Source organism: Streptomyces sp. NPDC111520 (assembly GCF_055635295.1).
On the sequence record NZ_JBVKBW010000015.1, the window covers coordinates 162998 to 188450 of the forward strand.

Sequence of the window (25453 nt, forward strand, 5' to 3'; positions counted from 1 at the left end):
GGTACGTGAACCATGGACGCCATTTCCGTCATCCGCACCAAGCGCGACGGCGGCCGCCTCGGCGACGACCAGATCGACTGGGTCATCGACGCCTACACCAAGGGTGAGGTCGCCGACGAGCAGATGTCCGCCCTCGCCATGGCGATCCTGCTCAACGGCATGGACCGGGCCGAGATCGCGCGCTGGACGGCCGCGATGATCGCCAGCGGCGAGCGCATGGAGTTCTCCTCGCTGCCCCGCCCCACGGCCGACAAGCACTCCACCGGTGGCGTCGGCGACAAGATCACGCTGCCGCTCGCGCCGCTGGTCGCGGCGTGCGGCGCGGCCGTCCCCCAGCTCTCCGGCCGGGGCCTCGGCCACACCGGCGGCACGCTGGACAAGCTGGAGTCCATCCCCGGCTGGCGGGCGCTGCTGTCGAACGAGGAGATGCTGCGGGTCCTGGGCGACACCGGCGCCGTCATCTGCGCCGCGGGCGACGGCCTCGCCCCGGCCGACAAGAAGCTGTACGCGCTGCGCGACGTCACCGGAACGGTCGAGGCGATCCCGCTGATCGCCTCCTCGATCATGTCCAAGAAGATCGCCGAGGGCACGGGCTCGCTCGTCCTGGACGTCAAGGTCGGCTCCGGCGCCTTCATGAAGAACCTGGAGCAGGCCCGGGAACTGGCCGCCACGATGGTGGGGCTGGGCACCGACCACGGCGTGCGGACGGTGGCGCTGCTCACCGGCATGTCCACCCCGCTGGGCCTGACCGCGGGCAACGCGCTGGAGGTCCGCGAGTCCGTCGAGGTGCTGGCGGGCGGCGGCCCGGCCGACGTGGTCGAGCTGACCCTCGCCCTGGCGCGCGAGATGCTCGACGCGGCCGGCCTGAAGGACGCCGACCCGGCCAAGGCGCTCGCCGACGGCTCCGCCATGGACGTGTGGCGCCGCATGATCGCCGCCCAGGGCGGCGACCCGGACGCGGCGCTGCCCGTCGCGCGCGAGCAGCACGTAGTGACGGCCGAGCGCTCCGGTGTCCTCACCGGCCTGGACGCCTACGCCGTCGGTGTCGCCGCCTGGCGCCTGGGCGCCGGCCGGGCGCGCAAGGAGGACCCGGTGCAGGCCGGCGCGGGCATCGAGCTGCACGCCAAGCCGGGTGCCACGGTCACCGAGGGCCAGCCGCTGCTCACCCTGCACACCGACACCCCGGAGAAGTTCGGCTACGCGCTGGAGGCCCTCGCCGGCGGCGTCGAGATCTCCCCGGCGGGCACGGCGTTCACGCCGGACCCGATCGTGCTGGACCGCATCGCCTGAGCGGGGCCGCCCCGCGGCACGGAACGGGACCGGTGGACTTCCACCGGTCCCGATGCCTTCCCCGCCGGTCAGACCGCCCGTCCCGCCGGGAGGGCGAGCCGCCGGTCCGCCGCCGCGCGCCGGGTCGCGTGCAGGGTGATGCCCGCGACGCCCAGGACGGCGGCCAGGCACAGGGCGACGGTGCCGTTCCAGCCGGCGGAGTGGAAGGCGGAGGCGCCGAGGGTGCCGCCGAGGCTGTTGCCGATGTAGTACGCGGTCAGGTAGAGCGCGGAGGCCTGGGCGCGGCCGGTGGTGGCGGTACGGCTGACCGCGCCGGAGGCGATGGAGTGCCCGGTGAAGAAGCCGGCCGTGATGAGCACCAGACCCGTCAGCACGGCCGCGAGGGAGCCCGCGAGGGTGAGCAGCAGCCCGCCCGTGGCCAGCGCCACAGCGACGTAGAGGGCGCCGCGCCGGCCGAGACGGCCGTGCAGGACGCCGGAGGCCGCGGAGGCGCCGGTGCCGACCAGGTAGACCAGGAAGATGAGGCCGATCGCGGTCTGCGACAGGCCGAAGGGCGCGGCGGCCAGCCGGTAGCCCAGCACGTTGTAGACGGCGCCGAAGACCGCCATGAACAGCAGCCCGATCAGGTAGAGCCGGCGCAGCAGCGGGGTGCGCAGGTGGCCGGTGACCGTGTGCCAGAGCGCGACGGGACTGACCGGGCCGGGACGGAAGTTGCGGGCGGCGGGGATCAGCAGGCGGAAGGCGACGGCGCACAGCACCGCCATCGCGCCCGCGGCCAACAGCGCGGCGCGCCAGCCGAAGGCCTGTGCCACGGCGCCGGTCAGGACCCGGGAACTCATGCCGCCGATGCTGTTGCCCGCGACGTAGAGGCCGATCGCCGAGGCGACGGCCTTCGGGTGGATCTCCTCGCCGAGGTACGCCATCGCGGTCGCCGGCAGCCCGGCCAGGGCCACGCCCTGCGCGGCGCGCAGCACGACCAGGGTGGTCAGGTCCGGCGCGAAGGGGACGGCCAGGGCCAGCGCCGAGGCGCTGAAGACCGACGCCGTCATCACCGGCGTGCGCCCGTACTTCTCGCTGAGCGCGCTCACCGGCAGCAGGGCCAGCGCCAGCGCGGCGGTGGTGGCCGACACGGTGAGGCTGGCCTGGGCCGGACTCAGGGACAGCCCCGTGGAGAGCGCCGGGAGCAGGGCCTGCGTGGAGTAGAGCAGTGCGAAGGTGGCGAGACCCGCGGCGAACAGGGCCAGGTTGGCGCGGCGGTAGCCGGGCTCACCCGGCCGGAGCGTGGCGGCTGAGGAGGCGGAGGAGGCGGCGCCCGGCCGTGTCATGGTGGACGCCCCCGTATCGGCGGGAGGCATGTCTTCACGCTAGGCCTGGCCCGTTTCATGCGTCCAATGCACACGGCGCCCATAATCGTTCCCATGGTGCATGAAGCGAGGTCAGCCCGATCGCCGTCGCAGTCCCGTGACGCAACAGACATGCGGGCGGAGCTGGACAGCGCGTCCTGGGCGGCGGTGCTGGCGCCCCGGCTGGCCCAGTTCGCCGCCGTGGCGCGGCACGAGCACGTCACCCGCGCGGCGCGTGAGCTGGGCGTGCCCCAGTCCACGCTGAGCCGGGCGATGGCTCGGCTCGAACTCGACCTGGGCGTGACGCTCTTCGCCCGGCAGGGCCGTACGGTCTCGCTCACCCCCGCCGGCCGCGGCTTCCTCGCCTCCGTGGAGCGGGCGCTGGGCGAGGTGGAGCGCTCGGCGGAGTCCGTGCGCGCCGCGGCCGACCCCCAGTCGGGACGGGTCGCCTTCGGCTTCCTCCACACCCTCGGCCCGGAGACCGTACCGGCGCTGCTGCGCGCCTTCCGCGCCGACCACCCGCGGATCCGCTTCCAGTTGGTGCAGAACTACGGCGAGGCGATGCTCGCCGGGCTGCGCGCGGGCGAGCTGGACCTCTGCCTGACCTCACCGGTGCCGGACGCCCCGGACCTGGTCGTCCGCCGCCTGGACGAGCAGCGGCTGCGGCTGGTCGTCCCCGCCGACCACCGGCTCGCGACCCGCCGCAGGGTGCGCCTGGCGGAGGCCTCCGGGGAGCTGTTCGTGAGCCTGGAGGCCGGGTACGGGCTGCGGCGCATCACCGACGCCCTGTGCGCGGAGGCGGGCTTCACCCCGCGGGTGGGCTTCGAGGGGGAGGAGGCCGAGACCCTGCGCGGGCTGGTCGCCGCCGGCCTGGGCGTGGCCCTGCTGCCTCCCCCGCTCGTGCCGCGTCCGGGCGTCGTGGAGCTGACCGTCACGGCCCCGCGCGCGGTCCGCGAGATCGGGGTGGCCTGGCTCGGCGGCCACGCCGACACGGCCCCCGTCGCCGCGTTCAAGAAGTTCCTCCTGAGCCGGCGCGGGCAGCTCCTCCCCGACTGACGGCGCCGCCCGCGCCGTCCGCGCCGGACGCCCCGGAACCCGGATGCGCCCCGCGCCGCCGGTCCCGGAGGATACGGGGCATGCCCCGTGCGACCGGCGCGATCCCGCCGCCCCCGCGTGTCCTGGAGGCCTTCGGGCTGCCCGGCCGGCCCGAGCCGCTCGAAGGAGGCCGGGGGCAGAGCTTCCGGGTGGCCGGCGCGGTGCTGAAGCCGGGCGCCGACGCGGCGGAGACCGCATGGGCCGCGGGGCTGATGGAACGTCTGCGGGGGCGCCGGGGTTTCCGGGTGCCGCGGTTCCTGCGCTCCGCGGAGGGCGGCCACGTCGTCGAAGGCTGGGCGGCTACCGAGTTCCTGCCGGGTGAGCCCGGCCCCGCCGGCAGATGGGCCGCCCTGCTGGCCGCGGGAAGGGCCTTCCACGAGGCCCTGCGCGATGTGCCGCGTCCCGCTCACCTGGACGCGCGGCGGCATCCGTGGGCGGTGGCCGATCGCCTCGCCTGGGGGGAGGCCACGGCGTGGATGCCGGTGGACGTCCGGAGGCCGCTCGCCCGGCTGGAGCGGCTCCGCGCACCGGTCGACGCTCCGGCCCGGCTCATCCACGGCGACCTGACGGGGAACGTCCTCTTCGCGGCCGGCCGGGACCCCGCGGTCATCGACTTCTCCCCCTACTGGCGACCCGTCGCGTACGCCGACGCGATCGTGGCGGTCGACGGCCTCCTCCACCACGGCGCTCCGCACGACCTGCTGGACTCGGCCGTCCCCGGTGCCGAGGGCGCGCAGCTGCTCCTGCGCGCCCTGATCTTCCGCCTGGCGGCGTCGGTCCTCCTGGCCGGTCCCGGCGCCGCCCTGCCCGAGGACGAGGTGGCCGGGTTCACCCGGGTCGCCGACCTGGTCGAACGGAGGGTGGGCGGGCGGCGGTGAGCCCGGGGGTCGCCGGACGGCTCAGCGCAGTTGGGGCGAACGGCCGAAGCCGGAGGCCAGGGGCATGCGCAGGCCGAGCGGGGGAGGGGCGGCCAGCGCGTCGGCGACCGGGCGGGCGAAGGAACGTCCCAGCAGGGTGCCGAGGACGAAGTCGGACGTCAGGGAGGCCACTTCGGAGCGGTGGTCGTGGAGCAGATGGCCGTCGGTGTGCACCTCGAAGCGGCACACGTCCCGGTTGACCTTCTTCACCCGCTCGGCCAGCCGGTAGGAGAGGTCCGGGTGGGTGGAGCCGTCGTTCGTGCCGTGCACGATCAGGACGTGGCGGCCTATCAGCTGCTTCACCGGATCGGGTTCGGGCCCGTCCGGCAGCCACGGGGCTATGGCGACCGCGGAGTTGACGGCCGGGTGGCCCGCGGCCCGCAGCGCGGCACGGGCGCCCATGTCCATGCCGACCAGCGACACCGGTACGTCACCGTAACGGCGGACGACCTCGTCGACCGCCCACTGCGCGTCCTCGGCCGGGTGGGCGTGACCGCCGTTCCAGCCGCGGAAGCGGTAGTGCACGACGTGCACCGCCAGGCCCTCACCGCGTCCCGCCGCCCGCACCAGCCGGCGCGCCAGCGGCACCATCGCCGCGGCGGCCACGGGCGAGCGCCGGCGGGTGCTCAGCGCACTGCCGCCGGGCAGCAGCAGCACGGCAGCACGGACCGCCTCCTCGTCCGTCTCCCGCCGGGCCGCCGGGTTCAGACCCGGAGTCACTCTCTTCCCCAACCGCGCACCACGCACCGGTAAAGCTTGCGAAGCCATGGCGTAACCATGGCAGACGGGAAGGTGTGCACGACCTGGCCAGGAGGTCAATATTCGGCATCATCCAAGAGTTCTACGCGCGTAGGGGGTATGTTTCGGAAATGACGAGCTCAAGCACGCTCCCCTTCCCCGCGGGCGCTGCGGGGGCCACCCCCACGCCCGAGCAGATCCGGCGCGCGCCCAAGGTACTGCTCCACGACCACCTCGACGGCGGCGTGCGCCCCGGCACCGTCGTCGACCTGGCCCGCACCTCGGGCTACGACGGCCTGCCCGAGACCGACCCGGACAAGCTCGGCACCTGGTTCCGCGAGGCCGCCGACTCCGGATCGCTGGAGCGCTACCTGGAGACCTTCTCGCACACGGTCGGCGTCATGCAGACCCGCGAGGCGCTCACCCGGGTCGCCGCCGAGTGCGCGGAGGACCTCGCCGCGGACGGCGTCGTCTACGCCGAGGTGCGCTACGCCCCCGAACTCCACGTCGAACGCGGGCTCTCCCTCGACGAGGTCGTGGAGGCCGTCAACGAGGGCTTCCGGGAGGGCGAACGGCGGGCCCGCGAGGCGGGCGGCCGGATCCGGGTGGGCGCCCTGCTCACCGCGATGCGGCACGCCGCCCGCTCCCAGGAGATCGCCGAACTGGCCATCCGCTACCGCGACCGGGGCGTCGTCGGCTTCGACATCGCGGGCGCCGAGGCCGGCTTCCCGCCCACCCGCCACCTCGACGCCTTCGAGTACCTCCAGCGGGAGAACTTCCACTTCACCATCCACGCCGGCGAGGCCTTCGGCCTGCCCTCCATCTGGCAGGCGCTGCAGTGGTGCGGCGCCGACCGGCTCGGCCACGGCGTGCGCATCATCGACGACATCGAGGTCGCGGACGACGGCTCGGTCTCCCTCGGGCGGCTCGCCAACTACGTGCGCGACAAGCGCATCCCCCTGGAGATGTGCCCCACCTCCAACCTGCAGACCGGTGCGGCCGCCTCGTACGCGCAGCACCCCATCGGGCTGCTGCGCAGGCTGCACTTCCGGGTCACGGTCAACACCGACAACCGCCTGATGAGCGGTACGAGCATGAGCCGCGAGTTCGCCGAACTGGTGGCCGCGTTCGGCTACACCCTCGACGACATGCAGTGGTTCACGGTCAACGCGATGAAGTCGGCCTTCATCCCTTTCGATGAACGTCTCGCGATGATCAATGACGTGATCAAGCCCGGTTACTCGGAGCTGAAGGCCGAGTGGCTGTTCCGCCAGACGACCGCCGGCACCGCCGTGGCCAGCGATTCCTCGCCGGAAGAGGGATGAGGACCGGGCCGGCCCGCCGTTCCGGTGCGGGCCGGTCCGGGCCCCGGGCGGCCGCGCGCGGCTGCTTGCACCGCCCCGCGTTCCGTCGCTACGTTCCGAAATCCCGCGAACACCATCCGTGTGCTCCGCGGCGGACGCACCATCCCCCATCACGAGGATCGCAACCATGAAGACCGGAACCGTCAAGACTCTCGGTGCCGCCGCGCTGGGCGTGGCCTTCGTCGGGGCCGCCGCGGGCGTCGCCTCCGCCGCTCCGACGGAAGCCAACCTCGGCCTGCCGGACGCCTCGGCCCTGCCGGCCTCCGTGCCGGTCGCCAACGTCGCGAAGGCGGTCCCGGTCGACGCCGTCACCAGCGGCCTGCCGAAGTCGACCAACCTCGTCCCCGGTGTGCAGAACGCCCCCAAGGGCCTGGGCACCCTGCTCGGCGGCCTCCCGGTCGGCGGGCAGCTGCCGCTGGGTCAGCTCCCGCTGCAGGGCCTGCCGATCGGCGGCTGAGCACCGGCCGTACGCACGGCGGACGGGCCGCACCCCTCAGGGGTGCGGCCCGCCGGTGCTCCGGGGCCGTGGCGTCACACAGCGGCCTTCGTGGCCCCCTCGTTCGGCAGCAGCAGCCACAGCGCGAGGTAGAGCAGGAACTGCGGCCCGGGCAGCAGGCACGACAGCAGGAAGATCACGCGCATCGTGGTGGCGGAGGTGCCGAACCGGTCTGCGAGCCCGGCGCAGACCCCGGCGATCATCCGGCCGTGACGGGGGCGGACCAGTGCGGACATGGTGGGTGCTCCTTCGGGAGTCCAGGCCGGTCTCTCCGGCCGATGACATCACCGTACGAGCGCATACCGTCGCGAATCGTCGCTCTACGGTGCGATCCCGACCCTGGGAATCCTCGGGGTCCGCCCCTGAGTGCCGGTCAGCCGGGCCTGCCGGCGGACGCTGCGCCGGTGCACCCAGGCGCGCACCGCGGGCACCACGGCGAGGTGGGCCAGCGCGACCCCGGCCGTGTTGAGCAGCAGGGCGTCCACGTCGAATATCTGGCCCGGCACCCCGGTCTGCACGAACTCCAGCGCGAGCGAGATCATCAGCCCCGCGAAGACCGTGCGCGCGAACGAGCCCGGCGCCGACACCCGCACCCGGCCGCCCGCCATCGGCAGCAGCACACCCAGCGGGGCCAGCAGCGCCAGCCCCGCGCCGATCCGGCGGGCCGCCTCCGCGGGCCCGAGGGCGAGGTCGGAACGGATGCTGGCGAACGGGCGGAGGTTGGGGGCGTCCACCCAGGGCACGTACTGCGGACGCAACATCAGCCACCCGACCAGAGCCAGATGGACCGCGGCGAGTACCAGGCCCACCGCGCGCACTTTCGGGAGAGAGCCGTCGCGCCGCACGCCTGGAAGGACGTCCGTCACTTCACGGCGGTTCCAGCGGTCTCGGCCGCCTCCGGGTCGGTGCGCAGGTCGCCGGTGCAGGTGAAGCGGCGCACCGGGGTGTCGTCGGGGCCGCCCAGGAGCACCCCGCCGGTGACGGAGCTCGCGGCCGTCCCCGCGTAGGTGCACACCAGCTGGGCGAGCGCGAACGGCGGCAGGTCGCCCAGCGGGGCGCTGAGCCGCAGCGAGCCGCGCGGGTCGTCGCGGCGCGGTCCCTCCACCGCGAGGTCGCCCTGCACGGCCGTGGTGAAGCCGGCCGACGACTCCCCGCCGCGCGGTTTGTGCTGCAGTTCGCGCAGGAGCAGCACGGCCGTGCCCAGCTGGTCCAGGCCCTCGGTCCGCACCGAGCGGTTCACCGCGGCCACCTGGGCGCTGCACACCAGGTACACCCGGGCGGTCAGCCCGCGGGGCGACGCCGAGGTCGTCGCCGTGGCGGTCGCCTCCTCGTCCGGCACCGCGCAGGAGACACGGGAGGGCGCGGGCCCGGCGTCCACCGGCACCGAGGTGGTGCGGATGCCGCAGCCGGCCAGCAGGACCACGCCGAGCAGGGTGAGGAGCGGGGCGCGCCGACGGCGGGCGGCACCCGCGGACGTCGGAGCCGGGGCGTCCGGGGCGGCGCCCCGGGACGGCTGCGTCACTTGCTCTCGTTCCCTTCCTCGGTCTCCGCCGCCTGGCCCGCCCCGGTGCGCATCGGCAGCCGCAGCGTGAACACCGCACCGCCGGCAGGGTCGTTGGCCGCGGCGATCTCTCCGCCGTGGATGTGCGCGTTCTCCAGGGCGATGGACAGGCCCAGGCCGCTCCCCTCGGAACGGGCCCGGGAGGCGTCCGCCTTGAAGAACCGGTCGAAGACGTGCGGCAGCACGTCCTCCGGGATGCCGGGGCCGTTGTCGGCGACCTCGACGACGAGCTCGTCCCCGTCCTGCCTGACCTTGACCCGGACCGGCGAACCGCCGTGCTTGAGGGCGTTGCCGATCAGGTTGGCCAGGATCACGTCGATGCGGCGCGGGTCGAGCAGCGCGATGATGCCGCGCGGCGCGTCCAGTTCCACCGCGTCGAGCCAGGCACGGGCGTCGATGCAGGCGGTGACCAGGTCGGAGACGTCGACGTCGTCCATGACCAGGCGGGCCGTGCCCGCGTCGAAGCGGGTGACCTCCATCAGGTTCTCCACCAGCTCGCCCAGCCGCTTGGTCTCGCTGACCACCAGCCGCACCGCCGGGGCGATCATCGGGTCGAGCGAGTCCGCCTCGTCCTCCAGGACCTCGGTCACGGCGGTGATGGCGGTCAGCGGGGTGCGCAGCTCGTGCGACATGTCGGCCACGAAGCGGCGGCTGGCCGCCTCGCGCTGGCTGAGCTCGTCCACCCGCCGCTCCAGCCGCTCCGCGGTGCGGTTGAACGTCCGTGACAGCTCGGCGAGTTCGTCGGTCCCGGTGACCCGCAGCCGGGTGTCGAGCTTGCCCTCGCCGAGCCGCCTGGCGGCGTCGCCGAGGCGCGCCACGGGCCGCAGCACGGTGGAGGCCGCGGCCTGGGCCAGCAGCGCCGCGCCGATCAGGGCGAGGGCGGTGGCGATGCCGAGCGACCAGGCCAGCGAGTTGAGGTCCTTCCGCTCGGCCTCCAGCGACTTGAACATGTAGCCGGTCGGCCCGCCGCCGATCACCTTGGCCCCGCCCACCAGGTACGGCTGGCCGTTGCGGGTGACCCGCTGCCAGTACAGGTGGTACTCGGCGGGGTCGCCCGCCTTGGGGTTGCGCTTGCTGACGGCCTTGCGGAGCGTGGAGGGGACGGCGTCCAGCGAGAAGCCGTCGCTCTGCGACTTGGTCGCGCAGCGCTCGCCGTCCGGGCCGGTGCCGATCAGCAGCACCTGGTAGCTCTGCGTGCTGCTGCCGATGTTGCGCGCGGCGTCGGCCAGCTTGTCGCAGGACGGGTGCCGGGGCAGCGAGCCCGCGTTGCGGGTCATCGAGGCGCGGAAGTCGTTGAGGGCGGCGTTCTGGGCGCGGGTCAGCACGGCGTCGCGGTTGAGCCAGTACGCGATGCCGGAGGCCGAGACGGCGGCCGCCAGGGCCACCGCGGCGAAGACGGCGACCAGCCGCAGCCGCAGGCTGGTCAGCCGCAGCAGCCGCGACCTCCAGCCGCTCAGCCGCCGGTCCGCGCCGTCGTCACCCGTCGTGTCCTCGCGGTCCTCGTGGAGCGGTTGACTCACGCCGGCGCGTCCAGGCGGTAACCGACACCCCGGACGGTACGGATCAGGGTCGGCGACGAGGGCACGTCCTCGATCTTGGCGCGCAGCCGCTGCACGCAGGCGTCCACCAGCCGCGAGTCGCCGAGGTAGTCGTGCTCCCACACCAGGCGCAGCAACTGCTGCCGGGACAGGGCCTGTCCGGGCCGGCGGCTCAGCTCCAGCAGCAGCCGCAGCTCGGTCGGCGTGAGCTGCAGGTCCTCGCCGTTCTTCGTGACGGTCATCGCCGAGCGGTCGATGACGATGCTGCCGAAGGCGGCCGAGTCGGTGCTGTCCCGCTCGCCCCGCCGCAGCACGGCACGGATGCGGGCGTCCAGCACCCGGGGCTGGATGGGCTTGACGACGTAGTCGTCGGCGCCGGACTCCAGGCCCACCACGACGTCGATGTCGTCGGAGCGCGCGGTCAGCAGGATGATCGGCAGTTGGTCGGTGCGCCGGATGCGCCGGCACACCTCGAATCCGTCGATGCCCGGGAGCATCACGTCCAGCACGATCAGGTCCGGCCGCTGCTCACGCAGCAGTTTCAGCCCGTCCTCGCCCGTGGCCGCGGCCACCACACGGTGGCCCTGGCGCGACAGGGCGAGTTCGAGGCTCGCTCGGATGGCGTCGTCGTCCTCGATCAGCAACAGGAAAGGCACGCTCGCATTCTCTCCCAAGAGGGCCCGTGGAAGGTACCGCCGTGGTCTGTGACGGGGCTGTGACACTCGGCGGACAGCGCCATGAAACTGGCACGGCAGGCTAATGCCCATCGACGGGGACGCCACCGGGCGGCCCTCGCCGGACAGGTACGAAGACCAGACCGGCTCCACCCACGGGGGGCGCGAAATGAACGCACTGCACAGCACGACGACCACCGCAGTCCTTCAGCCGCGCCTGCACACCGCGGGCAGGGGCGCAGAGAAGTCCGGTGCCACGGGCGGGCGGGGGTGCGCTCGTGGCACCGGGCGTCAGGTGGTCCGCAACCGGCCGTCGTACATCACGGCGGTCGAGGGCGGTCACGGGGGAGACGGGGGACACGGGGGTGTCGCCGGCGGGGAGGCCACGGGGGCCCGGGAGATCCCGGGGGAGCGGTGCTTCACGGCGGACGCGGACTTCACCGCGTACGTCCAGGAGCGCCGGGCCTCCCTGTACGCGACCGCCTACCACCTGACGGGCGACCGCTACGAGGCGGAGGACCTGCTGCAGAGCGCGCTGTTCTCCACCTACCGGGCCTGGGACCGGATCAGCGACAAGGCCGCGGTCGGCGGCTACCTGCGCCGGACCATGACCAACCTGCACATCAGCGCCTGGCGGCGCCGCAAGCTCAACGAGTACCCGACCGAGGAGCTGCCGGAGACGGCGGGCGAGACGGACGCGATGCGCGGCACCGAACTGCGGGCCGTGCTGTGGCAGGCACTGGCCAAGCTCCCGGAGCCGCAGCGCACGATGCTGGTGCTCCGTTACTACGAGGGCCGCACCGACCCGGAGATCGCCGAGATCCTCGGCATCAGCGTCGGCACGGTGAAGAGCAGCATCTGGCGCTCCCTGCGCCGGCTGCGCGAGGACCAGACGCTCAGCGCGGGCGTCGACGAAGAGGCGGCGTTCGGCGAGCTGGTGGCCTGACGCCGGGGGGAACGGGGGAACGGGGGGCCCACGGGGGATCGGGGGAGCCCACGGGGGGATCGGGGGAAGCAAGAGGGAGCGGTCGCGCCCAGCGGGGGGTCTGTGCGCACCGCTCCCTCACGCATGTCCTTACGGCCCCGCGCGCCGTTTCGTTCAAACCTGGACGGCGACCGGTGGGAAATTTGCACGACCGATCCGTTCCAGCGCCTCGTCACGGTCGCACACATGCGCCCCGAGCGCCGCGTGCCGGGCGACGATGTCCCGTTCGGCGCGCATCAGGTTCCAGCCGCGGCGCAGCAGGAAGGACAGTGACTTCCGCCCCTCGCGCAGGTCGCGGACGAAGCGGCGGCGTGCGGTGGTGACCGCGCCCCGGCTCAGGCACAGCGCGTCCGCGAGCAGGCCGAGTTCGGCGCAGCGCGCGACGATGTCGGCGGCGAAGATGCCCTCGGCGATGAACAGCGGCGCCCCGTCGAGGCCGACCTCCGCCCGCCCGGTGATGGAGCTGGTGGAGATCTCGTACACCGGGACGGCCGTCCGGCCCGTGGCGCACAACTCCGCGACGGCGTCCACCGCCGCGTCGGCGTTCCAGGACGACGGGGAGTCCCAGTCGGCGCCGATGCCGCTCGGCAGCATGGGGAGCGACGGGTCGTCGTGCTCCTTGTAGAAGTCGTCCAGCCGCAGGACCGGCAGGCCGGTGCGGGCGGCGAGGGAGGACTTGCCGGATCCGGAGGGACCGGTCAGCAGGATCACGCGGGCGGCGGGAGGGCGAGAGCTCACGGGACACCAGTGTGACGCATTACGCCTTTGGAGTGACCCGCCGGGACATGCTTTGGATGCGTGATGTTCAACCTAATACCGTGAGTGACGTCATTGTCGCGTACGGGGACGGTCGCCGCGCCGTCCCGGGACCGGTCCGTGGGCGGGCCGGCGACCAGGCAGGTGGATCCTCATGCCGCAGTTCTCCCGCACCCTTCTCCGCGCCACCGTCCTCGCGGTGTCGTCCGTCGCGGCCGTCGCCTCGGCGGGCGCGGCGCACGCGGACGCCGAGAGCGAAGGAGCGGCCACGGCCGCCAAGGCCGGCCGGGCGGCGACGTCGGCCCTGATCGGCACGGTGAACCACCTGCCGGTCAACCCGTTCGCGCAGACCAGCGTCAACCCGCTGGACAACTCCGTGGGTTCGCAGGTCGCCGACTTCAAGCCGGTCTCCACCGCGGACGTCACCAAGCCGGTCGCCGACAGCCGTACGGTCTCCGACCTGCCGCTGGTGGGCGACACCGTCAGGACCCTGCAGGGCGGCTGACGCCGCGCCGGGACGCGTACGGCCACGCGTACGGCGGCGGGCCCCCGCGGACATCTCGTTCGCGGGGGCCCGCCGTCGGTCGTGCGGGTGCCGTCGTCCCCCCGGCGACGGGACGGGCCGCCGGGGGAACGGGTCAGTACGCGGAGCCGGAAGCCGCGCCGGCACCCGCGGGGTGCCAGACGGTCTTGGTCTCCAGGAAGGCCGTCATGCGGTCCGTGCCGGGCTCGGCGGCCCAGTCCACAGCCTGTGGACGGAGCACGCGCTTGAGGTTGTCCGCGGCGGCGACCTCCAGCTCCTTCGCGAGCGCGGCGTCGTCCACCGTCCCCGCCAGGTCCAGCGCGTTGACGTCCATGTGCGCCGCGAGCGTCGGCGCGACCTCGGAGGTGCGGCCGGACAGGATGTTGACCACCCCGCCCGGCAGGTCGGAGGTGGCCAGCACCTCGCCCAGCGACAGCGCGGGCAGCGGGGCCCGCTCGCCGGCCACCACCACGGCGGTGTTGCCGGTGGCGATCACCGGGGCGATCACCGAGACCAGGCCGAGGAAGGACGACTCCTGCGGTGCCACGACCGCCACCACACCGGTCGGTTCGGGGCTCGACAGGTTGAAGTACGGGCCCGCCACCGGGTTGGCGCCGCCCACGACCTGGGCGATCTTGTCCGTCCAGCCCGCGTACCAGACCCAGCGGTCGATCGCGGCGTCCACCACGGCCGCCGCCTTGGACTTCGACAGCCCCTCGGCCTCGGCGACCTCGCGCACGAACTGCTCCCGGCGGCCCTCCAGCATCTCCGCGACGCGGTAGAGGATCTGCCCCCGGTTGTACGCGGTCGCGCCCGACCAGCCGGCGAAGGCCTTGCGGGCGGCGGACACCGCGTCACGGGCGTCCTTGCGGGAGGACTGCGGGGCGTTGGCCAGCCACTTGCCCTTGGCGTCGGTCACCTCGTACACCCGCCCGCTCTCGCTGCGGGGGAACTTGCCCCCGACGAACAGCTTGTAGGTCTTGAAGACGGACAGCCGCGCCGCCTCGGTCTTCTCGTGCTTGTCAGACATCGAGGTAGGCCTCCAGACCGTGGCGGCCGCCCTCACGGCCGAAGCCCGACTCCTTGTAGCCGCCGAAGGGCGAGGTCGGGTCGAACTTGTTGAACGTGTTGGCCCACACCACACCGGCCCGCAGCTGGTTCGCGACCGAGAGGATGCGCGAGCCCTTCTCCGTCCAGATCCCGGCGGACAGGCCGTACGGGGTGTTGTTGGCCTTCTCCACGGCCTCGGCCGGGGTGCGGAAGGTCAGCACCGACAGCACCGGGCCGAAGATCTCCTCGCGGGCGACGCGGTGCGCCTGGGTGACCCCGGTGAAGAGCGTCGGCGCGAACCAGTAGCCCGCGGAGGGCAGTTCGCACGCCGGTGACCAGCGCTCGGCGCCCTCGGCCTCGCCGGCCTCGGCGAGCGCGGTGATCCGGGCCAGCTGCTCGGCGGAGTTGATCGCGCCGATGTCGGTGTTCTTGTCCAGCGGGTCGCCGACGCGCAGCGTCGACAGCCGGCGCTTGAGCGCGTCCAGCACCTCGTCCGCGACGGACTCCTGGACCAGCAGCCGCGAGCCCGCGCAGCAGACCTGACCCTGGTTGAAGAAGATGCCGTTGACGATGCCCTCGACGGCCTGGTCGACGGGCGCGTCGTCGAAGACGATGTTGGCGCCCTTGCCGCCGAGCTCCAGGGTGAGCTTCTTCCGGCTGCCGGCGACGGTGCGGGCGATCTGCTTGCCGACGGCGGTGGAGCCGGTGAAGGCGACCTTGTCCACGTCCTCGTGCGCGACCAGCGCGGCGCCGGCGTCACCGTAGCCGGGGAGGACGTTGACGACGCCCTTGGGCAGGCCCGCCTGGCGGCAGATGTCGGCGAAGAACAGCGCCGACAACGGGGTGGTCTCGGCCGGCTTGAGCACGACCGTGTTGCCGGTGGCCAGCGCGGGGGCGATCTTCCACGCCAGCATCAGCAGCGGGAAGTTCCACGGGATGACCTGGCCGGCCACGCCCAGCGGGCGGGGGGCCGGGCCGAAGCCGGCGTGCCCGAGCTTGTCGGCCCAGCCGGCGTAGTAGAAGAAGTGCGCGGCGACCAGCGGGAGGTCGGCGTCGCGGGTCTCCTTGATCGGCTTGCCGTTGTCCAGCGTCTCCAGGACGGCCAGCTCGCGCGAGCGCTCCTGGACGATCCGGGCGATGCGGAACAGGTACTTGGCCCGCTCGGAGCCGGGCAGCGCCGACCACGACGCGAAGGCCTTGCGGGCGGCCCTGACAGCCCGGTCCACGTCCGCCTCGCCGGCCCGGGCGACCTCGGAGAGGACCTCCTCGGTGGAGGGGCTCACGGTCTTGAAGACCCGGCCGTCGGCGGCGTCGGTGAACTCGCCGTCGATGAACAGGCCGTAGGACGGGGCGATGTCGACGACGGAGCGGGACTCCGGGGCCGGCGCGTACGTGAAGGCGGAGCCCGGCTTCGGCTGCGCGGCCGGCTGGGGCTGCTGGTTCTTCTTGGTCTGTGTCATCGGAGTTCTCAGTCCACCGTCACGTAGTCGGGGCCGGAGTAGCGGCCGGTGCTCAGCTTCTGACGCTGCATGAGCAGGTCGTTCAGCAGGCTGGAGGCACCGAAGCGGAACCACTCGTTGCTCAGCCACTCTTCGCCCACGGTCTCGTTGACGAGGACCAGGAACTTGATGGCGTCCTTGGAGGTGCGGATGCCGCCGGCCGGCTTCACGCCGACCTGCACGCCCGTGGCGGCGCGGAAGTCGCGCACCGCCTCGAGCATCAGCAGGGTGTTGGCGGGGGTGGCGTTGACGGCCACCTTGCCGGTGGAGGTCTTGATGAAGTCGGCGCCGGCGAGCATGCCGAGCCAGGAGGCGCGGCGGATGTTGTCGTACGTCGCCAGCTCGCCGGTCTCGAAGATGACCTTGAGGTGGGCGGAGCTGCCGTCGGGCCGGCGGCAGGCCTCCTTCACCGCCTTGATCTCCTCGAAGACCTTCAGGTAGTGGCCGGCGAGGAAGGCGCCGCGGTCGATGACCATGTCCACTTCGTCGGCGCCGGCGGCCACGGCGTCGGCGGTGTCGGCGAGCTTGACCGGCAGCGCGGCACGGCCGGCCGGGAAGGCGGTGGCGACGGAGGCGACGCGCACGCCGGAGTCGCCGAGGGCCTCCTTGGCGGTCGCGGCCATGTCCGGGTAGACGCAGATCGCGGCGACCCTGGGGGTCGTGCGGTCGGTCGGGTCCGGGTTGACGCCCTTGGCGCACAGCGCCCGGACCTTGCCCGGGGTGTCCGCGCCTTCGAGCGTGGTGAGGTCGATCATCGAGATCGCCAGGTCGATGGCGTACGCCTTCGCCGTGGTCTTGATCGAACGGGTGCCGAGGCTTGCGGCGCGGGCCTCGAGGCCGACCGCGTCGACGCCGGGCAGCCCGTGCAGGTAGCGGCGCAGCGCGGCGTCGGAGGCCGTGACGTCGGCCATCGACGCCAGCCGGGCCGCGGCGTCGGGGCCGTGAGCGGGAACAGTGGTGGGCATGGTCACCAGACCAGCATATCTACGCGCGTAGCGAATGTCACCGTCACGGACGGATCCGTCCGACCCCTTACGGGGGGCCCGGCAACCGAATCGGCGGAACCGGTGGTCTGGTGGGTGAAGGGGGTCATCGATGAATCCAGACGACGAGGCGGAGTTCCAAGGCTACGTCCGCGCCAGATGGGCCCATCTGGTCAGGACCGCCTACCTGCTCACAGGTGACGGGCATCACGCGGAGGACCTGGCGCAGACCGCGCTGGCCAAGGCGTACCGGTCCTGGCGGCGGGTGCAGCGCAGCGACAACCCGGACGCGTACGTGCGGCGGATCCTGATCAGCTGCAACAAGGACCGGTTCCGCAAGAAACGCGTGGCCGAACGGCTCACGGACGTACCGCCCGAGGGCGCCGGGGCCGATCCCACGGCGCGGGTGGCGCAGCGCGAGGAGCTGCTCGCCGCCCTCGGCGAACTGCCCGCCCGGCAGCGGGCCGTGGTCGTGCTGCGGTACTGGGACGACCTGTCCGAGACGGAGGTCGCCCACGCCCTGGGCTGCTCGGCCGGGACGGTCAAGAGCCAGGCGGCCAGGGGCCTGGCCAAGCTGCGGGCCCGGCTGGGCACGGCCGTGACGGCCGGGGAGCCCGTCGGCGCGGGGGCCGGCGCGGCGACGCGGCCGGGGCGCTGGGGCACGGCGAAGGACACGAAGCTCGAAGGAGGGGCCCGATGAGGGACACGGGAGACACGACGGGGCACGGCCTCGCGGACGGCGACACGGAGTTCGAGGCGCGGCTGCGCGAGCTCCTGGAGGAACAGACGGACGGACTGCACACGCGCGAGGCGCCCTACACCACGATCGTGCGGCAGGGCAGGACGAGCCGCAGACGCCGGGTGTTCGCCGCCGGGGCCGGGCTGGCGGCACTCGTCGTGGTGCCCGGCACGGCCGTCGCGATGCACTACCAGCCGGGCGGCGGTTCGGCCGCCCTGCCGGGTCAGGACGCCCGGCCGTCGGTGCGGGCGAGCGCCGACTCGCCGCACCCGTCCGCACCGGTGCGCACGAGCGCGGCACCGAGCGGGCCGGCGGCTCCGGTCACGCCGGGGCAACTCGCCGACGGGATCACGCTGGAGCGGGCGGCCGAGGCCCTGGAGGGGTGCCTCGCCTTCGACGCGCAGCACCAGCGGGCGGACTCGCCCGCCGCACAGGAGCTCGGTAAGCCCGAGGACTACCGGGTGCTCCTCGCGCTGAACGCCACCGGCGACATGAACTCGCCCGGCGACGGCATCCGGGTGGTGGCGGTCGGCAGCCCCGGTGGCACGCCGGTCCGGCTCATCTGCACGGACAAGGGCGGGGAGACGCAGGGCGTGAACGTCAGCTCGGGCGACACCTCCGACCCCGGCCGCGGGCCCGTCGTGCCGGACGACAACGCCTACCGGCTCTACAAGCAGGACACCGCCACCGGCCCGGGGCTGCCGTACCGGTTCCCCTTCCGCTGGGGCAGCGTCGGCACGGTCGAACCCGGCGTCGCCAAGGTCACCGTCTCCTGGGGCGGCGTCACGCAGCAGGCCGCGCTCGACCACGGGTACTTCGCCGCGACGGGGGTCCTGGCCCAGGCGGAGGACACCCTGCCGCACATCAAGGGCTACGACGCGGGGGGCAAGGTCGTCTACGACTCCGCGCAGGACAAGGCGTACGAGTGAGCGGTCGCTGACGCCGATGCACTAACGCAACCTCCGTCCCGCGGGGCGGAGGCGCGGGGTCAGGCACAATCTGATCTCATGACGAGCTCCGAGAATCCCGCCCCCGAACCGCAGCCCGAACCCGGGCAGCCGAAGTACGCCGAGCGTTCCTACCGCTCGGCGGCCGGCGTCGCAGGCGGCGTGCTCATGCTCGCCATCACGCTGTGGCTCGGCATCGACGCCGTCGTCCGCGGCACGGGGAACACGCCGTGGGTGGCCCTCGCGCTGATGCTGCTGATCGTGCCGCTGGTCGTCGCGTTCACCCTGCGTCCGGTCGTCCGGGCGGGCGACGACCGGCTCGTGGTCCGCAACCCGTTCCGTACCGTCACCGCGTCCTGGGGCGCCGTGGAGGGGCTGCGCTCGGGGTACTCGACCGAGCTGTTCGCGGAGGGCAGGAAGTACCAGCTGTGGGCGGTCCCGGTGTCGATGCGGGCCCGCAAGCGGGCCGCGCGGGCCAAGTCGCGCGCCGCCGCCGCGGGCGACCCGGGCGCGACGCTGGGGTCCCGTCCCGGGGGCCCGGACACGAGCCGGGCCTGGTCCGACCGCGTCGTCGACGAGCTGCGCGAGCTCGCGGAGCGGCACGGCGGCCGGGAGGGCGCGCCCAGCGAGGTCACGGTCCGCTGGGCCTACGAGGTGATCGCCCCCGCGGTCGCGGGAGTGGTCGTGCTGATCGTGCTGCTCGCCATCGGCTGAGCCGGCGGACGGGGCGCCGTCGCTCCGCGGGGGCGTCAGGGCCGTGCCGCGGCCTCGTCGCCGGGAAGCCCGGCGGCCGTCGCGAGGTCGGCCTTGACGGCCGCCAGGACCTCGGCGGCCTGAGCGCGCACGGCGGCCAGGCGGTCGGCGCCCGGCACGGGCAGCACGACCTCCAGGTAGCACTTCAGCTTGGGCTCGGTGCCGCTCGGCCGCACGATCACCCGGGCCGACTCCACACCGGCGCCCGGTGAGCCGGCCAGCCGGTAGCGCAGGCCGTCGGTGGGCGGCAGCTCCGCGCTGCCCTTGGCGAGGTCCTCGGCGGAGTCGACGGCGATACCGGCCAGCGAGCCGGGCGGCCGCTCGCGCAGCCGGCTCATCGCGTCGTCGATCACCGACAGGTCGGCGACCCGCACCGAGAGCTGGTCGGTGGCGTGCAGCCCGTACTCCAGGGCGATGTCGTCCAGCAGGTCGGAGAGGGTGCGGCCCTTCGCCTTGAGCTCGGCGGTCAGTTCCGCCACGGCCAGGGCGGCGGTGACGCCGTCCTTGTCACGCACGCCCTCGGGGTCGACGCAGTAGCCCAGCGCCTCCTCGTACCCGTAGCGCAGGCCCTCCACCCGGGAGATCCACTTGAAGCCGGTCAGGGTGTCGGCGTAGGGCAGCCCCGCGCGGGCGGCGATGCGCGACAGCAGGGAGGAGGAGACGATGCTCGCCGCGAAGGTGCCGTCGGCCCGGCGGTGCACCAGGTGGGTGGCGAGCAGCGCGCCGACCTCGTCGCCGCGCAGCATCCGCCAGCCGCCGTCGGCGGCGCGGTCCGGCACGGCCACGGCGCAGCGGTCGGCGTCGGGGTCGTTGGCGATGACGATGTCGACACCGGGGCCGAGCGCACGGGCCGCGGCGAAGGCCAGGTCCATCGCCCCCGGCTCCTCCGGGTTCGGGAAGGCGACGGTCGGGAAGTCCGGGTCCGGCTCGCCCTGTTCGGCGACGACGTGCGGGGCGGGGAACCCGGCCCGCACGAAGGCGGCGGTCAGCACGTCGCGGCCGACCCCGTGCAGGGGGGTGTAGACGACCGAGAGGTCGCGCGGGGTGTGGCGGTCCACGACCGAGGCGGCGCGGTCCAGGTAGGCCTCGACGACCTCGTCGCCGAGGACCTCCCAGCCCTCGTCCGCGAGCGGCACGCCGGCCAGCGGGCCGACCGCGGCGATCTCGTCGGCGATCCCGGCGTCGGCGGGCGGGACGATCTGCGAGCCGTCGCCCAGGTAGACCTTGTAGCCGTTGTCGCGCGGGGGGTTGTGGCTCGCGGTCACCGCGACCCCCGCGACCGCGCCCAGGTGACGGACGGCGAAGGCCAGCACCGGCGTCGGCAGCGGACCGGGCAGCACGGCCGCCCGCAGGCCCGCGCCGACCATGACGGCGGCGGTGTCGCGGGCGAAGTCCACCGACTTGTGGCGGGCGTCGTGACCCACGACGACCAGACCGTCGCCCCGGCCCTGCGCCTTGAGGTACGCGGCGAGACCGGCGGCGGCCCGGATGACCACGGAGCGGTTCATGCGCATCGGGCCCGCGCCGACCTCCCCGCGCAGCCCCGCGGTCCCGAACTGCAGGGTGCCGGCGAACCGGGCCGCGAGGTCGTCGGCGGCCGCCGTGTCGCCCGACTCGACGGCCGCGAGCAGGGCCTCCAGCTCGGAGCGGGTGTCGGGGTCCGGGTCCTCGGCCAGCCAGGTGCGTGCCTGAAGGACCAACTCCGCGTTCTCGCTTGCGCTTGCCACGTGATGCTCCTGCGATGTCTCGGTCTTCGGTGCCGCCCGCGCCCCGCGCGGGTCGGCCTGGGCCCATGGCCCGTCATGCCCGCGACAGGTACCACAGCGGGAGGCCGCGCGGCGGGATCCCGTACGGCACGGCGGCGGGGCGGTGCGCCGTGACGGGTGCCGTCCGGTCACCTCCCCGTAGGGCGCCTTCCCCAACCAGGGTGCGGGCACCCCCCTGATCGCGCGCGGTCTGCCGGCGCGGGTGCGCCGGCCCGCCCCGACGGGGGTGCGGGGCAGGTCAGATCCGCTCGAGCACCTGGGCGAGCAGGCTGCCCATGCGCGCGGCGGAGTCGCGGCCGGCCTCCAGGACCTCCTCGTGGTTCAGCGGCTCGCCGGTCATGCCCGCGGCGAGGTTGGTCACCAGGGAGATGCCGAGCACCTCGGCGCCCGCCTCACGCGCCGCGATGGCCTCCAGCGCGGTGGACATGCCGACGAGGTCGCCGCCGATGACCCGGACCATGTTGATCTCGGCCGGGGTCTCGTAGTGCGGGCCCGGGAGCTGGACGTAGACGCCCTCCTCCAGGGAGGGGTCGACCTCCTTGCACAGGGCGCGCAGCCGCGGCGAGTACAGGTCGGTGAGGTCGACGAAGTTGGCGCCGACGATCGGGGAGGCGGCCGTCATGTTGATGTGGTCGCCGATCAGCACGGCCTGCCCGGGGCGGTAGGTGGTGCGCAGCCCGCCGCAGCCGTTGGTCAGGACGACGGTCTTGCAGCCGGCGGCGACGGCGGTGCGCACGCCGTGAGCGACGGTGGCGACGCCGTGGCCCTCGTAGTAGTGGTTGCGGCCGAGGTAGACCAGCGCCCGCTTGTCGCCGATCCGCACGGAACGCACCTTGCCGGAGTGCCCGGCCACGGCCGGCGGCGGGAAGCCCGGCAGCTCGGTCACTGCGAACTCGTACTCGGCCTCGCCGAGGGCGTCGGCGGCAGGCACCCAGCCGGAGCCCATGACCAGGGCCACGTCGTGGGTCTCGCCGCCGGTCAGCTCGCGCAGGCGGGCGGCGGCTGCCGTGGCGGCGGCGTACGGGTCGCCCAGCGGGCTGCGGGCGGCGTGGGGAGTTGCGGAAGAGTTCACGCGGATGAGAGTAGCCGGTTATCTCCTACGCGCGTAGACGTCCCAGGTCACGGTCTGCGAAATTTCGGAGGATCAGCCGATTGACGGGGCCCGCGGGGCCACGGGGGCCGCTGTGCCGCGCCCTTCGCCGTGCCCTTTGCCGCGCCCTTCGCCGTACCGGCCGCAGTACCGCCGGCGGTGTCGCCGCCGGGTCGTGTGCCGGAGCGTCAGCAGGGCCGCTTGCGCAGTTCCATCACGTAGTCGTGCGGGGCGCCCGCGGACTCCGCCGCGTCCGCGATCTCGCCGAGGTAGCGCGCGGAGGGCAGGCCGCCCTCGTAGTCGTTGAGGACGTAGATCCACGCGGGCAGGTCGCCGTCGAGGGTGTGCACCCGCACCAGGTGCCGCCGGTAGATGCCCAGCGGAACGCCCTCCCAGCGGTCCACCGCCTCCTCGTCGACCGGGGCGATGTCGTAGAGCCCGACGAAGACCTGGTGCAGCGGATCCTCCACCAGGGTGGCGAGCGCGCCCTCCCAGCCCATCTGCTCGCCGCCGAAGGTCAGCCGCCAGCCGCTCAGCCACCCGGTGCCGCGCAGGGGCGAGTGCGGGGCGCGGCGCGTCATCAGCCGGGCGTCGAGGTTGCCGGCGTAGGCGGCGTAGAGCGACATGGTCATGAGAGTACGACAGTGGGGCACCGCCCCCGTAAGTGATCACTTGGCGCGTGCGGGACAATGGGGTACGTGACTCGGATCGTGATCATTGGTGGCGGACCCGGCGGATACGAAGCGGCCCTGGTGGCCAGCCAGCTGGGCGCGGAGGTGACCGTCGTCGACTGCGACGGTCTGGGCGGGGCTTCGGTACTCACGGACTGCGTGCCGTCGAAGACCCTGATCGCGACGGCCGAGGTGATGACCACCTTCGACTCCTCGTACGAGGAACTGGGCATCATCGTGGCGGACGACACACCGCACATCGAGCAGGCCGCCCGGGTGGTCGGCGTCGACCTCGGCAAGGTGAACCGACGGGTCAAGCGCCTCGCGCTCGCCCAGTCCCACGACATCACCGCCTCCGTCACCCGTGCGGGCGCCCGCGTGATGCGCGGCCGCGGCCGGCTGGAGGGCATGCAGGCGATGGACGGCTCCCGCACCGTCGTCGTCGAGGCGGCCGACGGCACCTCCGAGACCCTCACCGCGGACGCCGTGCTGATCGCCACCGGCGGCCGGCCCCGTGAGCTGCCCGACGCGAAGCCGGACGGCGAGCGGATCCTCAACTGGACGCAGGTGTACGACCTGGAGGAGCTCCCCGAGGAGCTCATCGTGGTCGGCTCCGGCGTGACCGGCGCCGAGTTCGCCGGCGCGTACCAGGCGCTCGGCTCGAAGGTGACGCTGGTCTCCTCCCGCGACCGCGTCCTGCCCGGCGAGGACCCGGACGCCGCCGCGGTCCTGGAGGACGTCTTCCGCCGCCGCGGCATGAACGTCATGGCCCGTTCCCGCGCCGAGGCCGTCAAGCGGGTCGGCGACCGCGTCGAGGTCACCCTCTCCGACGGCCGGGTCATCACCGGCAGCCACTGCCTGATGGCGGTCGGCGCCATACCGAACACCGGCGCCATGGGCCTGGAGGGCGCGGGCGTCAAGCTCAAGGAATCCGGCCACATCTGGACCGACAAGGTCTCCCGCACCTCGGCCCCGGGCGTCTACGCGGCCGGTGACGTCACGGGCGTCTTCGCGCTCGCCTCGGTCGCGGCCATGCAGGGCCGGATCGCGATGTACCACTTCCTGGGTGAGACGGTCGGCCCGCTCGACCTCAAGACGGTCTCCTCCAACGTCTTCACCGACCCCGAGATCGCGACCGTCGGCTACACCCAGGCCGACGTCGACGGGGGCGTCATGGACGCACGCGTCGTCAAGCTGCCGCTGCTGCGCAACCCGCGCGCCAAGATGCAGGGCATCAGGGACGGTTTCGTGAAGCTGTTCTGCCGTCCGGGCACCGGCATCGTGGTCGGCGGCGTGGTCGTCTCGCCGCGTGCCAGCGAACTCATCCACCCCATCTCGATCGCGGTCGACAACAACCTGACCATCGAACAGATGGCGAACACCTACACGGTCTACCCCTCGCTGTCGGGTTCGATCGCCGAGGCGGCACGGCAGTTGGCGACCCGCAAGGCGGCCGGAGAGCTCTAGGACGACACGGCCCGGGCACGGCCCGGGCACGGCCCGGGGTGTGCGGCACCGGCCCCCCTTCGTCACCGAAAGGGATGTCGTCGCCTATATAGCACGGGGCGTCCGGCCCTGCGAACAACTTCTGTTAATCGGTGCAAACTGCTGATAGCAGACGGTCATTGGCGTTACTGTCAGTTTCGTGTTCGCAGCAGAACGTCGCCAACTGATCCTCGAAATGGTGCGTGCCAACGGAGCGGTCTCGCTCCGTGAGCTCGCCCGTGTCGTCCAGACCTCGGAAGTGACCGTACGGCGTGACGTGCGGGCGCTGGAGGCAGAAGGACTGCTCGACCGCCGGCACGGCGGTGCGGTGCTGCCGGGGGGCTTCACCAGGGAGTCCGGCTTCCCGCAGAAATCCCATCTATCGACCGCGGAGAAGACGGCGATCGCCGATCTCGCGGCCGGTCTCGTCGAGGAGGGCGAGGCCATCGTCGTCGGTGCCGGCACGACCACCCAGGAGCTGGCACGCCGGCTCGCCCGGGTGCCGGGGCTGACCGTCGTCACCAACTCCCTGCTGGTGGCGCAGGCCCTGGCGCACGCGAACCGGGTCGAGGTGGTCATGACCGGTGGCACGCTCCGCGGCTCCAACTACGCGCTGGTCGGCAGTGGCGCCGAACAGTCCCTGCAGGGACTGCGGGTGTCGCGGGCCTTCCTGTCCGGGGCGGGACTCACCGCGGAACGCGGGCTGTCCACGTCCAACATGCTCTCCGCCAGCGTCGACCGGGCCCTGGTCCAGGCGGCGGCGGAGGTCGTGGTCCTGGCGGACCACACCAAGCTGGGCACGGACACCATGTTCCAGACCGTGCCGACGGACCTGATCACGCATCTGGTCACGGACGAGCCCCCGGCGGGCGACGACCGCGCCGCCACGGAGCTCCAGGCGCTGGCCGACCGCGGTGTGCAGGTCGCCGTGGCGTCGACGGACGGGGCGGACAACGGGATGTCCCACGGGCGGCAGCGACGGGAGATGCCGCCCGTGCCCGGACCCCGGCGCCACCAGCACCCCTCCGGCAACTACCCGGGCGGTGCGGCCCCCGGCGAGCCGCGCGCCAGGGCCGCCGGCCAGTCGGTCGGCGGTGTGTCGGGGATGGGCCCGCTGCGCACCGCCCAACTGGCCGGGGATCAGCAGGCGGCCCGGATCGCCGACCTGGCGCCGCGCAGACGCTAGCCCT

At 73.5% G+C, this 25453-nt stretch carries 26 protein-coding genes; 12 read left to right on the forward strand and 14 right to left on the reverse strand.

From position 1 onward, the window contains the following. Positions 1-12: 12 nt before the first annotated feature. On the forward strand, positions 13-1290 hold the full coding sequence (locus ACZ7MY_RS31155; RefSeq protein ID WP_499606618.1) for a thymidine phosphorylase: 1278 nt from the start codon (positions 13-15) through the stop codon (positions 1288-1290). Between the two features lie 68 nt (positions 1291-1358). Here ACZ7MY_RS31155 and ACZ7MY_RS31160 read toward each other — a convergent pair whose 3' ends face one another. Continuing rightward, entirely contained in the window at positions 1359-2645 is a 1287-nt protein-coding gene (locus tag ACZ7MY_RS31160) for an MFS transporter (RefSeq protein WP_499606619.1), read from the reverse strand. A 63-nt stretch (positions 2646-2708) separates the two neighbouring features. Here ACZ7MY_RS31160 and ACZ7MY_RS31165 point away from each other — a divergent pair, with 63 nt between their 5' ends. Together ACZ7MY_RS31165 and ACZ7MY_RS31170 are read left to right on the forward strand one after the other, a co-directional pair. After that, positions 2709-3689 (forward strand): LysR family transcriptional regulator, encoded by a 981-nt coding sequence (locus tag ACZ7MY_RS31165; RefSeq protein ID WP_499606620.1) that lies wholly within the window; start codon positions 2709-2711, stop codon positions 3687-3689. A gap of 80 nt (positions 3690-3769) precedes the next feature. Beyond that, positions 3770-4606, forward strand: a complete 837-nt coding sequence (locus tag ACZ7MY_RS31170) for an aminoglycoside phosphotransferase (protein ID WP_499606621.1) — start codon at positions 3770-3772, stop codon at positions 4604-4606. Positions 4607-4627: 21 nt separating this feature from the next. Here ACZ7MY_RS31170 and ACZ7MY_RS31175 read toward each other — a convergent pair whose 3' ends face one another. Next, positions 4628-5413: an alpha/beta fold hydrolase gene (locus ACZ7MY_RS31175; protein ID WP_499606622.1), complete on the reverse strand. Its 786-nt coding sequence runs from the start codon at positions 5411-5413 to the stop codon at positions 4628-4630. 101 nt (positions 5414-5514) lie between these two features. Between ACZ7MY_RS31175 and ACZ7MY_RS31180 the strand changes: the two genes are divergently transcribed. Both ACZ7MY_RS31180 and ACZ7MY_RS31185 read left to right on the forward strand, forming a co-directional pair. Beyond that, on the forward strand, positions 5515-6708 hold the full coding sequence (locus tag ACZ7MY_RS31180; RefSeq protein ID WP_499606623.1) for an adenosine deaminase: 1194 nt from the start codon (positions 5515-5517) through the stop codon (positions 6706-6708). 166 nt (positions 6709-6874) lie between these two features. Further along, positions 6875-7204 (forward strand): hypothetical protein, encoded by a 330-nt coding sequence (locus ACZ7MY_RS31185; RefSeq protein ID WP_499606624.1) that lies wholly within the window; start codon positions 6875-6877, stop codon positions 7202-7204. 74 nt (positions 7205-7278) lie between these two features. Here the strand turns inward: ACZ7MY_RS31185 and ACZ7MY_RS31190 are convergent, their stop codons facing one another. The 5 genes from ACZ7MY_RS31190 to ACZ7MY_RS31210 form a co-directional block, all read right to left on the reverse strand. Continuing rightward, positions 7279-7479, reverse strand: coding sequence for a PspC domain-containing protein (locus ACZ7MY_RS31190; protein WP_499606625.1), 201 nt, complete (start codon positions 7477-7479; stop codon positions 7279-7281). Positions 7480-7563: 84 nt separating this feature from the next. Further along, complete coding sequence (locus ACZ7MY_RS31195; protein WP_499606626.1) at positions 7564-8052, reverse strand: VanZ family protein; 489 nt, start codon at positions 8050-8052, stop codon at positions 7564-7566. Between the two features lie 53 nt (positions 8053-8105). Next, entirely contained in the window at positions 8106-8765 is a 660-nt protein-coding gene (locus ACZ7MY_RS31200) for a hypothetical protein (RefSeq protein WP_499606627.1), read from the reverse strand. Then, on the reverse strand, positions 8762-10237 hold the full coding sequence (locus ACZ7MY_RS31205) for an ATP-binding protein (protein ID WP_499606659.1): 1476 nt from the start codon (positions 10235-10237) through the stop codon (positions 8762-8764). The genes ACZ7MY_RS31200 and ACZ7MY_RS31205 overlap by 4 nt, the downstream gene beginning before the upstream one ends. 83 nt (positions 10238-10320) lie before the next feature. Further along, complete coding sequence (locus ACZ7MY_RS31210) at positions 10321-10998, reverse strand: response regulator (protein WP_431960160.1); 678 nt, start codon at positions 10996-10998, stop codon at positions 10321-10323. Positions 10999-11185: 187 nt separating this feature from the next. Here ACZ7MY_RS31210 and ACZ7MY_RS31215 point away from each other — a divergent pair, with 187 nt between their 5' ends. Then, positions 11186-11962, forward strand: coding sequence for a SigE family RNA polymerase sigma factor (locus ACZ7MY_RS31215; RefSeq protein WP_499606628.1), 777 nt, complete (start codon positions 11186-11188; stop codon positions 11960-11962). A 153-nt stretch (positions 11963-12115) separates the two neighbouring features. Here ACZ7MY_RS31215 and ACZ7MY_RS31220 read toward each other — a convergent pair whose 3' ends face one another. Then, on the reverse strand, positions 12116-12739 hold the full coding sequence (locus tag ACZ7MY_RS31220) for an ATP-binding protein (RefSeq protein WP_499606629.1): 624 nt from the start codon (positions 12737-12739) through the stop codon (positions 12116-12118). 172 nt (positions 12740-12911) lie between these two features. Between ACZ7MY_RS31220 and ACZ7MY_RS31225 the strand changes: the two genes are divergently transcribed. After that, positions 12912-13262, forward strand: a complete 351-nt coding sequence (locus ACZ7MY_RS31225) for a hypothetical protein (protein WP_499606630.1) — start codon at positions 12912-12914, stop codon at positions 13260-13262. 133 nt (positions 13263-13395) lie between these two features. Here ACZ7MY_RS31225 and ACZ7MY_RS31230 read toward each other — a convergent pair whose 3' ends face one another. Genes ACZ7MY_RS31230 through deoC form a run of 3 tightly spaced genes read right to left on the reverse strand, consistent with a single transcriptional unit; the run spans position 13396 to position 16794 of the window. Further along, a complete protein-coding gene (locus ACZ7MY_RS31230; protein WP_499606631.1) occupies positions 13396-14310 on the reverse strand; it encodes an aldehyde dehydrogenase family protein in 915 nt (304 codons plus the stop codon). Next, positions 14303-15790, reverse strand: a complete 1488-nt coding sequence (locus tag ACZ7MY_RS31235) for an aldehyde dehydrogenase family protein (protein WP_499606632.1) — start codon at positions 15788-15790, stop codon at positions 14303-14305. The genes ACZ7MY_RS31230 and ACZ7MY_RS31235 overlap by 8 nt, the downstream gene beginning before the upstream one ends. An 8-nt stretch (positions 15791-15798) precedes the next feature. Beyond that, positions 15799-16794 carry a deoxyribose-phosphate aldolase gene (deoC, locus tag ACZ7MY_RS31240; RefSeq protein ID WP_499606660.1) on the reverse strand — a complete coding sequence of 332 codons (996 nt, stop codon included), beginning with the start codon at positions 16792-16794 and terminating at the stop codon, positions 15799-15801. Positions 16795-16924: 130 nt separating this feature from the next. Between deoC and ACZ7MY_RS31245 the strand changes: the two genes are divergently transcribed. From ACZ7MY_RS31245 to ACZ7MY_RS31255, 3 genes are all read left to right on the forward strand, one after another. Further along, complete coding sequence (locus ACZ7MY_RS31245; protein ID WP_499606633.1) at positions 16925-17512, forward strand: SigE family RNA polymerase sigma factor; 588 nt, start codon at positions 16925-16927, stop codon at positions 17510-17512. Continuing rightward, positions 17509-18480: a hypothetical protein gene (locus ACZ7MY_RS31250; protein WP_499606634.1), complete on the forward strand. Its 972-nt coding sequence runs from the start codon at positions 17509-17511 to the stop codon at positions 18478-18480. The genes ACZ7MY_RS31245 and ACZ7MY_RS31250 overlap by 4 nt, the downstream gene beginning before the upstream one ends. A 78-nt stretch (positions 18481-18558) precedes the next feature. Then, positions 18559-19212 (forward strand): PH domain-containing protein, encoded by a 654-nt coding sequence (locus tag ACZ7MY_RS31255; RefSeq protein WP_499606635.1) that lies wholly within the window; start codon positions 18559-18561, stop codon positions 19210-19212. A 35-nt stretch (positions 19213-19247) separates the two neighbouring features. On the opposite strand, the gene ACZ7MY_RS31260 is transcribed toward ACZ7MY_RS31255, so the two are convergent. From ACZ7MY_RS31260 to ACZ7MY_RS31270, 3 genes are all read right to left on the reverse strand, one after another. After that, positions 19248-20978: a phospho-sugar mutase gene (locus ACZ7MY_RS31260; protein WP_499606636.1), complete on the reverse strand. Its 1731-nt coding sequence runs from the start codon at positions 20976-20978 to the stop codon at positions 19248-19250. 277 nt (positions 20979-21255) lie between these two features. Beyond that, a complete protein-coding gene (locus tag ACZ7MY_RS31265) occupies positions 21256-22089 on the reverse strand; it encodes a purine-nucleoside phosphorylase (RefSeq protein WP_499606637.1) in 834 nt (277 codons plus the stop codon). Positions 22090-22295: 206 nt separating this feature from the next. Further along, positions 22296-22733 (reverse strand): gamma-glutamylcyclotransferase family protein, encoded by a 438-nt coding sequence (locus tag ACZ7MY_RS31270; protein WP_499606638.1) that lies wholly within the window; start codon positions 22731-22733, stop codon positions 22296-22298. A gap of 63 nt (positions 22734-22796) precedes the next feature. On the opposite strand from ACZ7MY_RS31270, the gene ACZ7MY_RS31275 reads away from it, so the two are divergent. Further along, entirely contained in the window at positions 22797-24245 is a 1449-nt protein-coding gene (locus tag ACZ7MY_RS31275) for an NAD(P)H-quinone dehydrogenase (protein ID WP_499606639.1), read from the forward strand. A 214-nt stretch (positions 24246-24459) separates the two neighbouring features. Further along, the gene (locus ACZ7MY_RS31280) at positions 24460-25449 is read left to right on the forward strand and encodes a DeoR/GlpR family DNA-binding transcription regulator (protein ID WP_499606661.1); all 990 of its coding nucleotides are present in this window, start codon (positions 24460-24462) and stop codon (positions 25447-25449) included. Positions 25450-25453: the final 4 nt, after the last annotated feature.

What these genes read in the sequence shown, in the direction of transcription:
- ACZ7MY_RS31155 (WP_499606618.1), top strand. Translation starts at nt 13, where the DNA reads ATGGACGCCATTTCCGTCATCCGCACCAAGCGCGACGGCGGCCGCCTC.
- ACZ7MY_RS31160 (WP_499606619.1), bottom strand. Translation starts at nt 2,645, where the DNA reads ATGCCTCCCGCCGATACGGGGGCGTCCACCATGACACGGCCGGGCGCC.
- ACZ7MY_RS31165 (WP_499606620.1), top strand. Translation starts at nt 2,709, where the DNA reads ATGGTGCATGAAGCGAGGTCAGCCCGATCGCCGTCGCAGTCCCGTGAC.
- ACZ7MY_RS31170 (WP_499606621.1), top strand. Translation starts at nt 3,770, where the DNA reads ATGCCCCGTGCGACCGGCGCGATCCCGCCGCCCCCGCGTGTCCTGGAG.
- ACZ7MY_RS31175 (WP_499606622.1), bottom strand. Translation starts at nt 5,413, where the DNA reads ATGGCTTCGCAAGCTTTACCGGTGCGTGGTGCGCGGTTGGGGAAGAGA.
- ACZ7MY_RS31180 (WP_499606623.1), top strand. Translation starts at nt 5,515, where the DNA reads ATGACGAGCTCAAGCACGCTCCCCTTCCCCGCGGGCGCTGCGGGGGCC.
- ACZ7MY_RS31185 (WP_499606624.1), top strand. Translation starts at nt 6,875, where the DNA reads ATGAAGACCGGAACCGTCAAGACTCTCGGTGCCGCCGCGCTGGGCGTG.
- ACZ7MY_RS31190 (WP_499606625.1), bottom strand. Translation starts at nt 7,479, where the DNA reads ATGTCCGCACTGGTCCGCCCCCGTCACGGCCGGATGATCGCCGGGGTC.
- ACZ7MY_RS31215 (WP_499606628.1), top strand. Translation starts at nt 11,186, where the DNA reads ATGAACGCACTGCACAGCACGACGACCACCGCAGTCCTTCAGCCGCGC.
- ACZ7MY_RS31225 (WP_499606630.1), top strand. Translation starts at nt 12,912, where the DNA reads ATGCCGCAGTTCTCCCGCACCCTTCTCCGCGCCACCGTCCTCGCGGTG.
- ACZ7MY_RS31230 (WP_499606631.1), bottom strand. Translation starts at nt 14,310, where the DNA reads ATGTCTGACAAGCACGAGAAGACCGAGGCGGCGCGGCTGTCCGTCTTC.
- ACZ7MY_RS31235 (WP_499606632.1), bottom strand. Translation starts at nt 15,790, where the DNA reads ATGACACAGACCAAGAAGAACCAGCAGCCCCAGCCGGCCGCGCAGCCG.
- deoC (WP_499606660.1), bottom strand. Translation starts at nt 16,794, where the DNA reads ATGCCCACCACTGTTCCCGCTCACGGCCCCGACGCCGCGGCCCGGCTG.
- ACZ7MY_RS31245 (WP_499606633.1), top strand. Translation starts at nt 16,925, where the DNA reads ATGAATCCAGACGACGAGGCGGAGTTCCAAGGCTACGTCCGCGCCAGA.
- ACZ7MY_RS31250 (WP_499606634.1), top strand. Translation starts at nt 17,509, where the DNA reads ATGAGGGACACGGGAGACACGACGGGGCACGGCCTCGCGGACGGCGAC.
- ACZ7MY_RS31255 (WP_499606635.1), top strand. Translation starts at nt 18,559, where the DNA reads ATGACGAGCTCCGAGAATCCCGCCCCCGAACCGCAGCCCGAACCCGGG.
- ACZ7MY_RS31270 (WP_499606638.1), bottom strand. Translation starts at nt 22,733, where the DNA reads ATGTCGCTCTACGCCGCCTACGCCGGCAACCTCGACGCCCGGCTGATG.
- ACZ7MY_RS31275 (WP_499606639.1), top strand. Translation starts at nt 22,797, where the DNA reads ATGGGGTACGTGACTCGGATCGTGATCATTGGTGGCGGACCCGGCGGA.
- ACZ7MY_RS31280 (WP_499606661.1), top strand. Translation starts at nt 24,460, where the DNA reads ATGGTGCGTGCCAACGGAGCGGTCTCGCTCCGTGAGCTCGCCCGTGTC.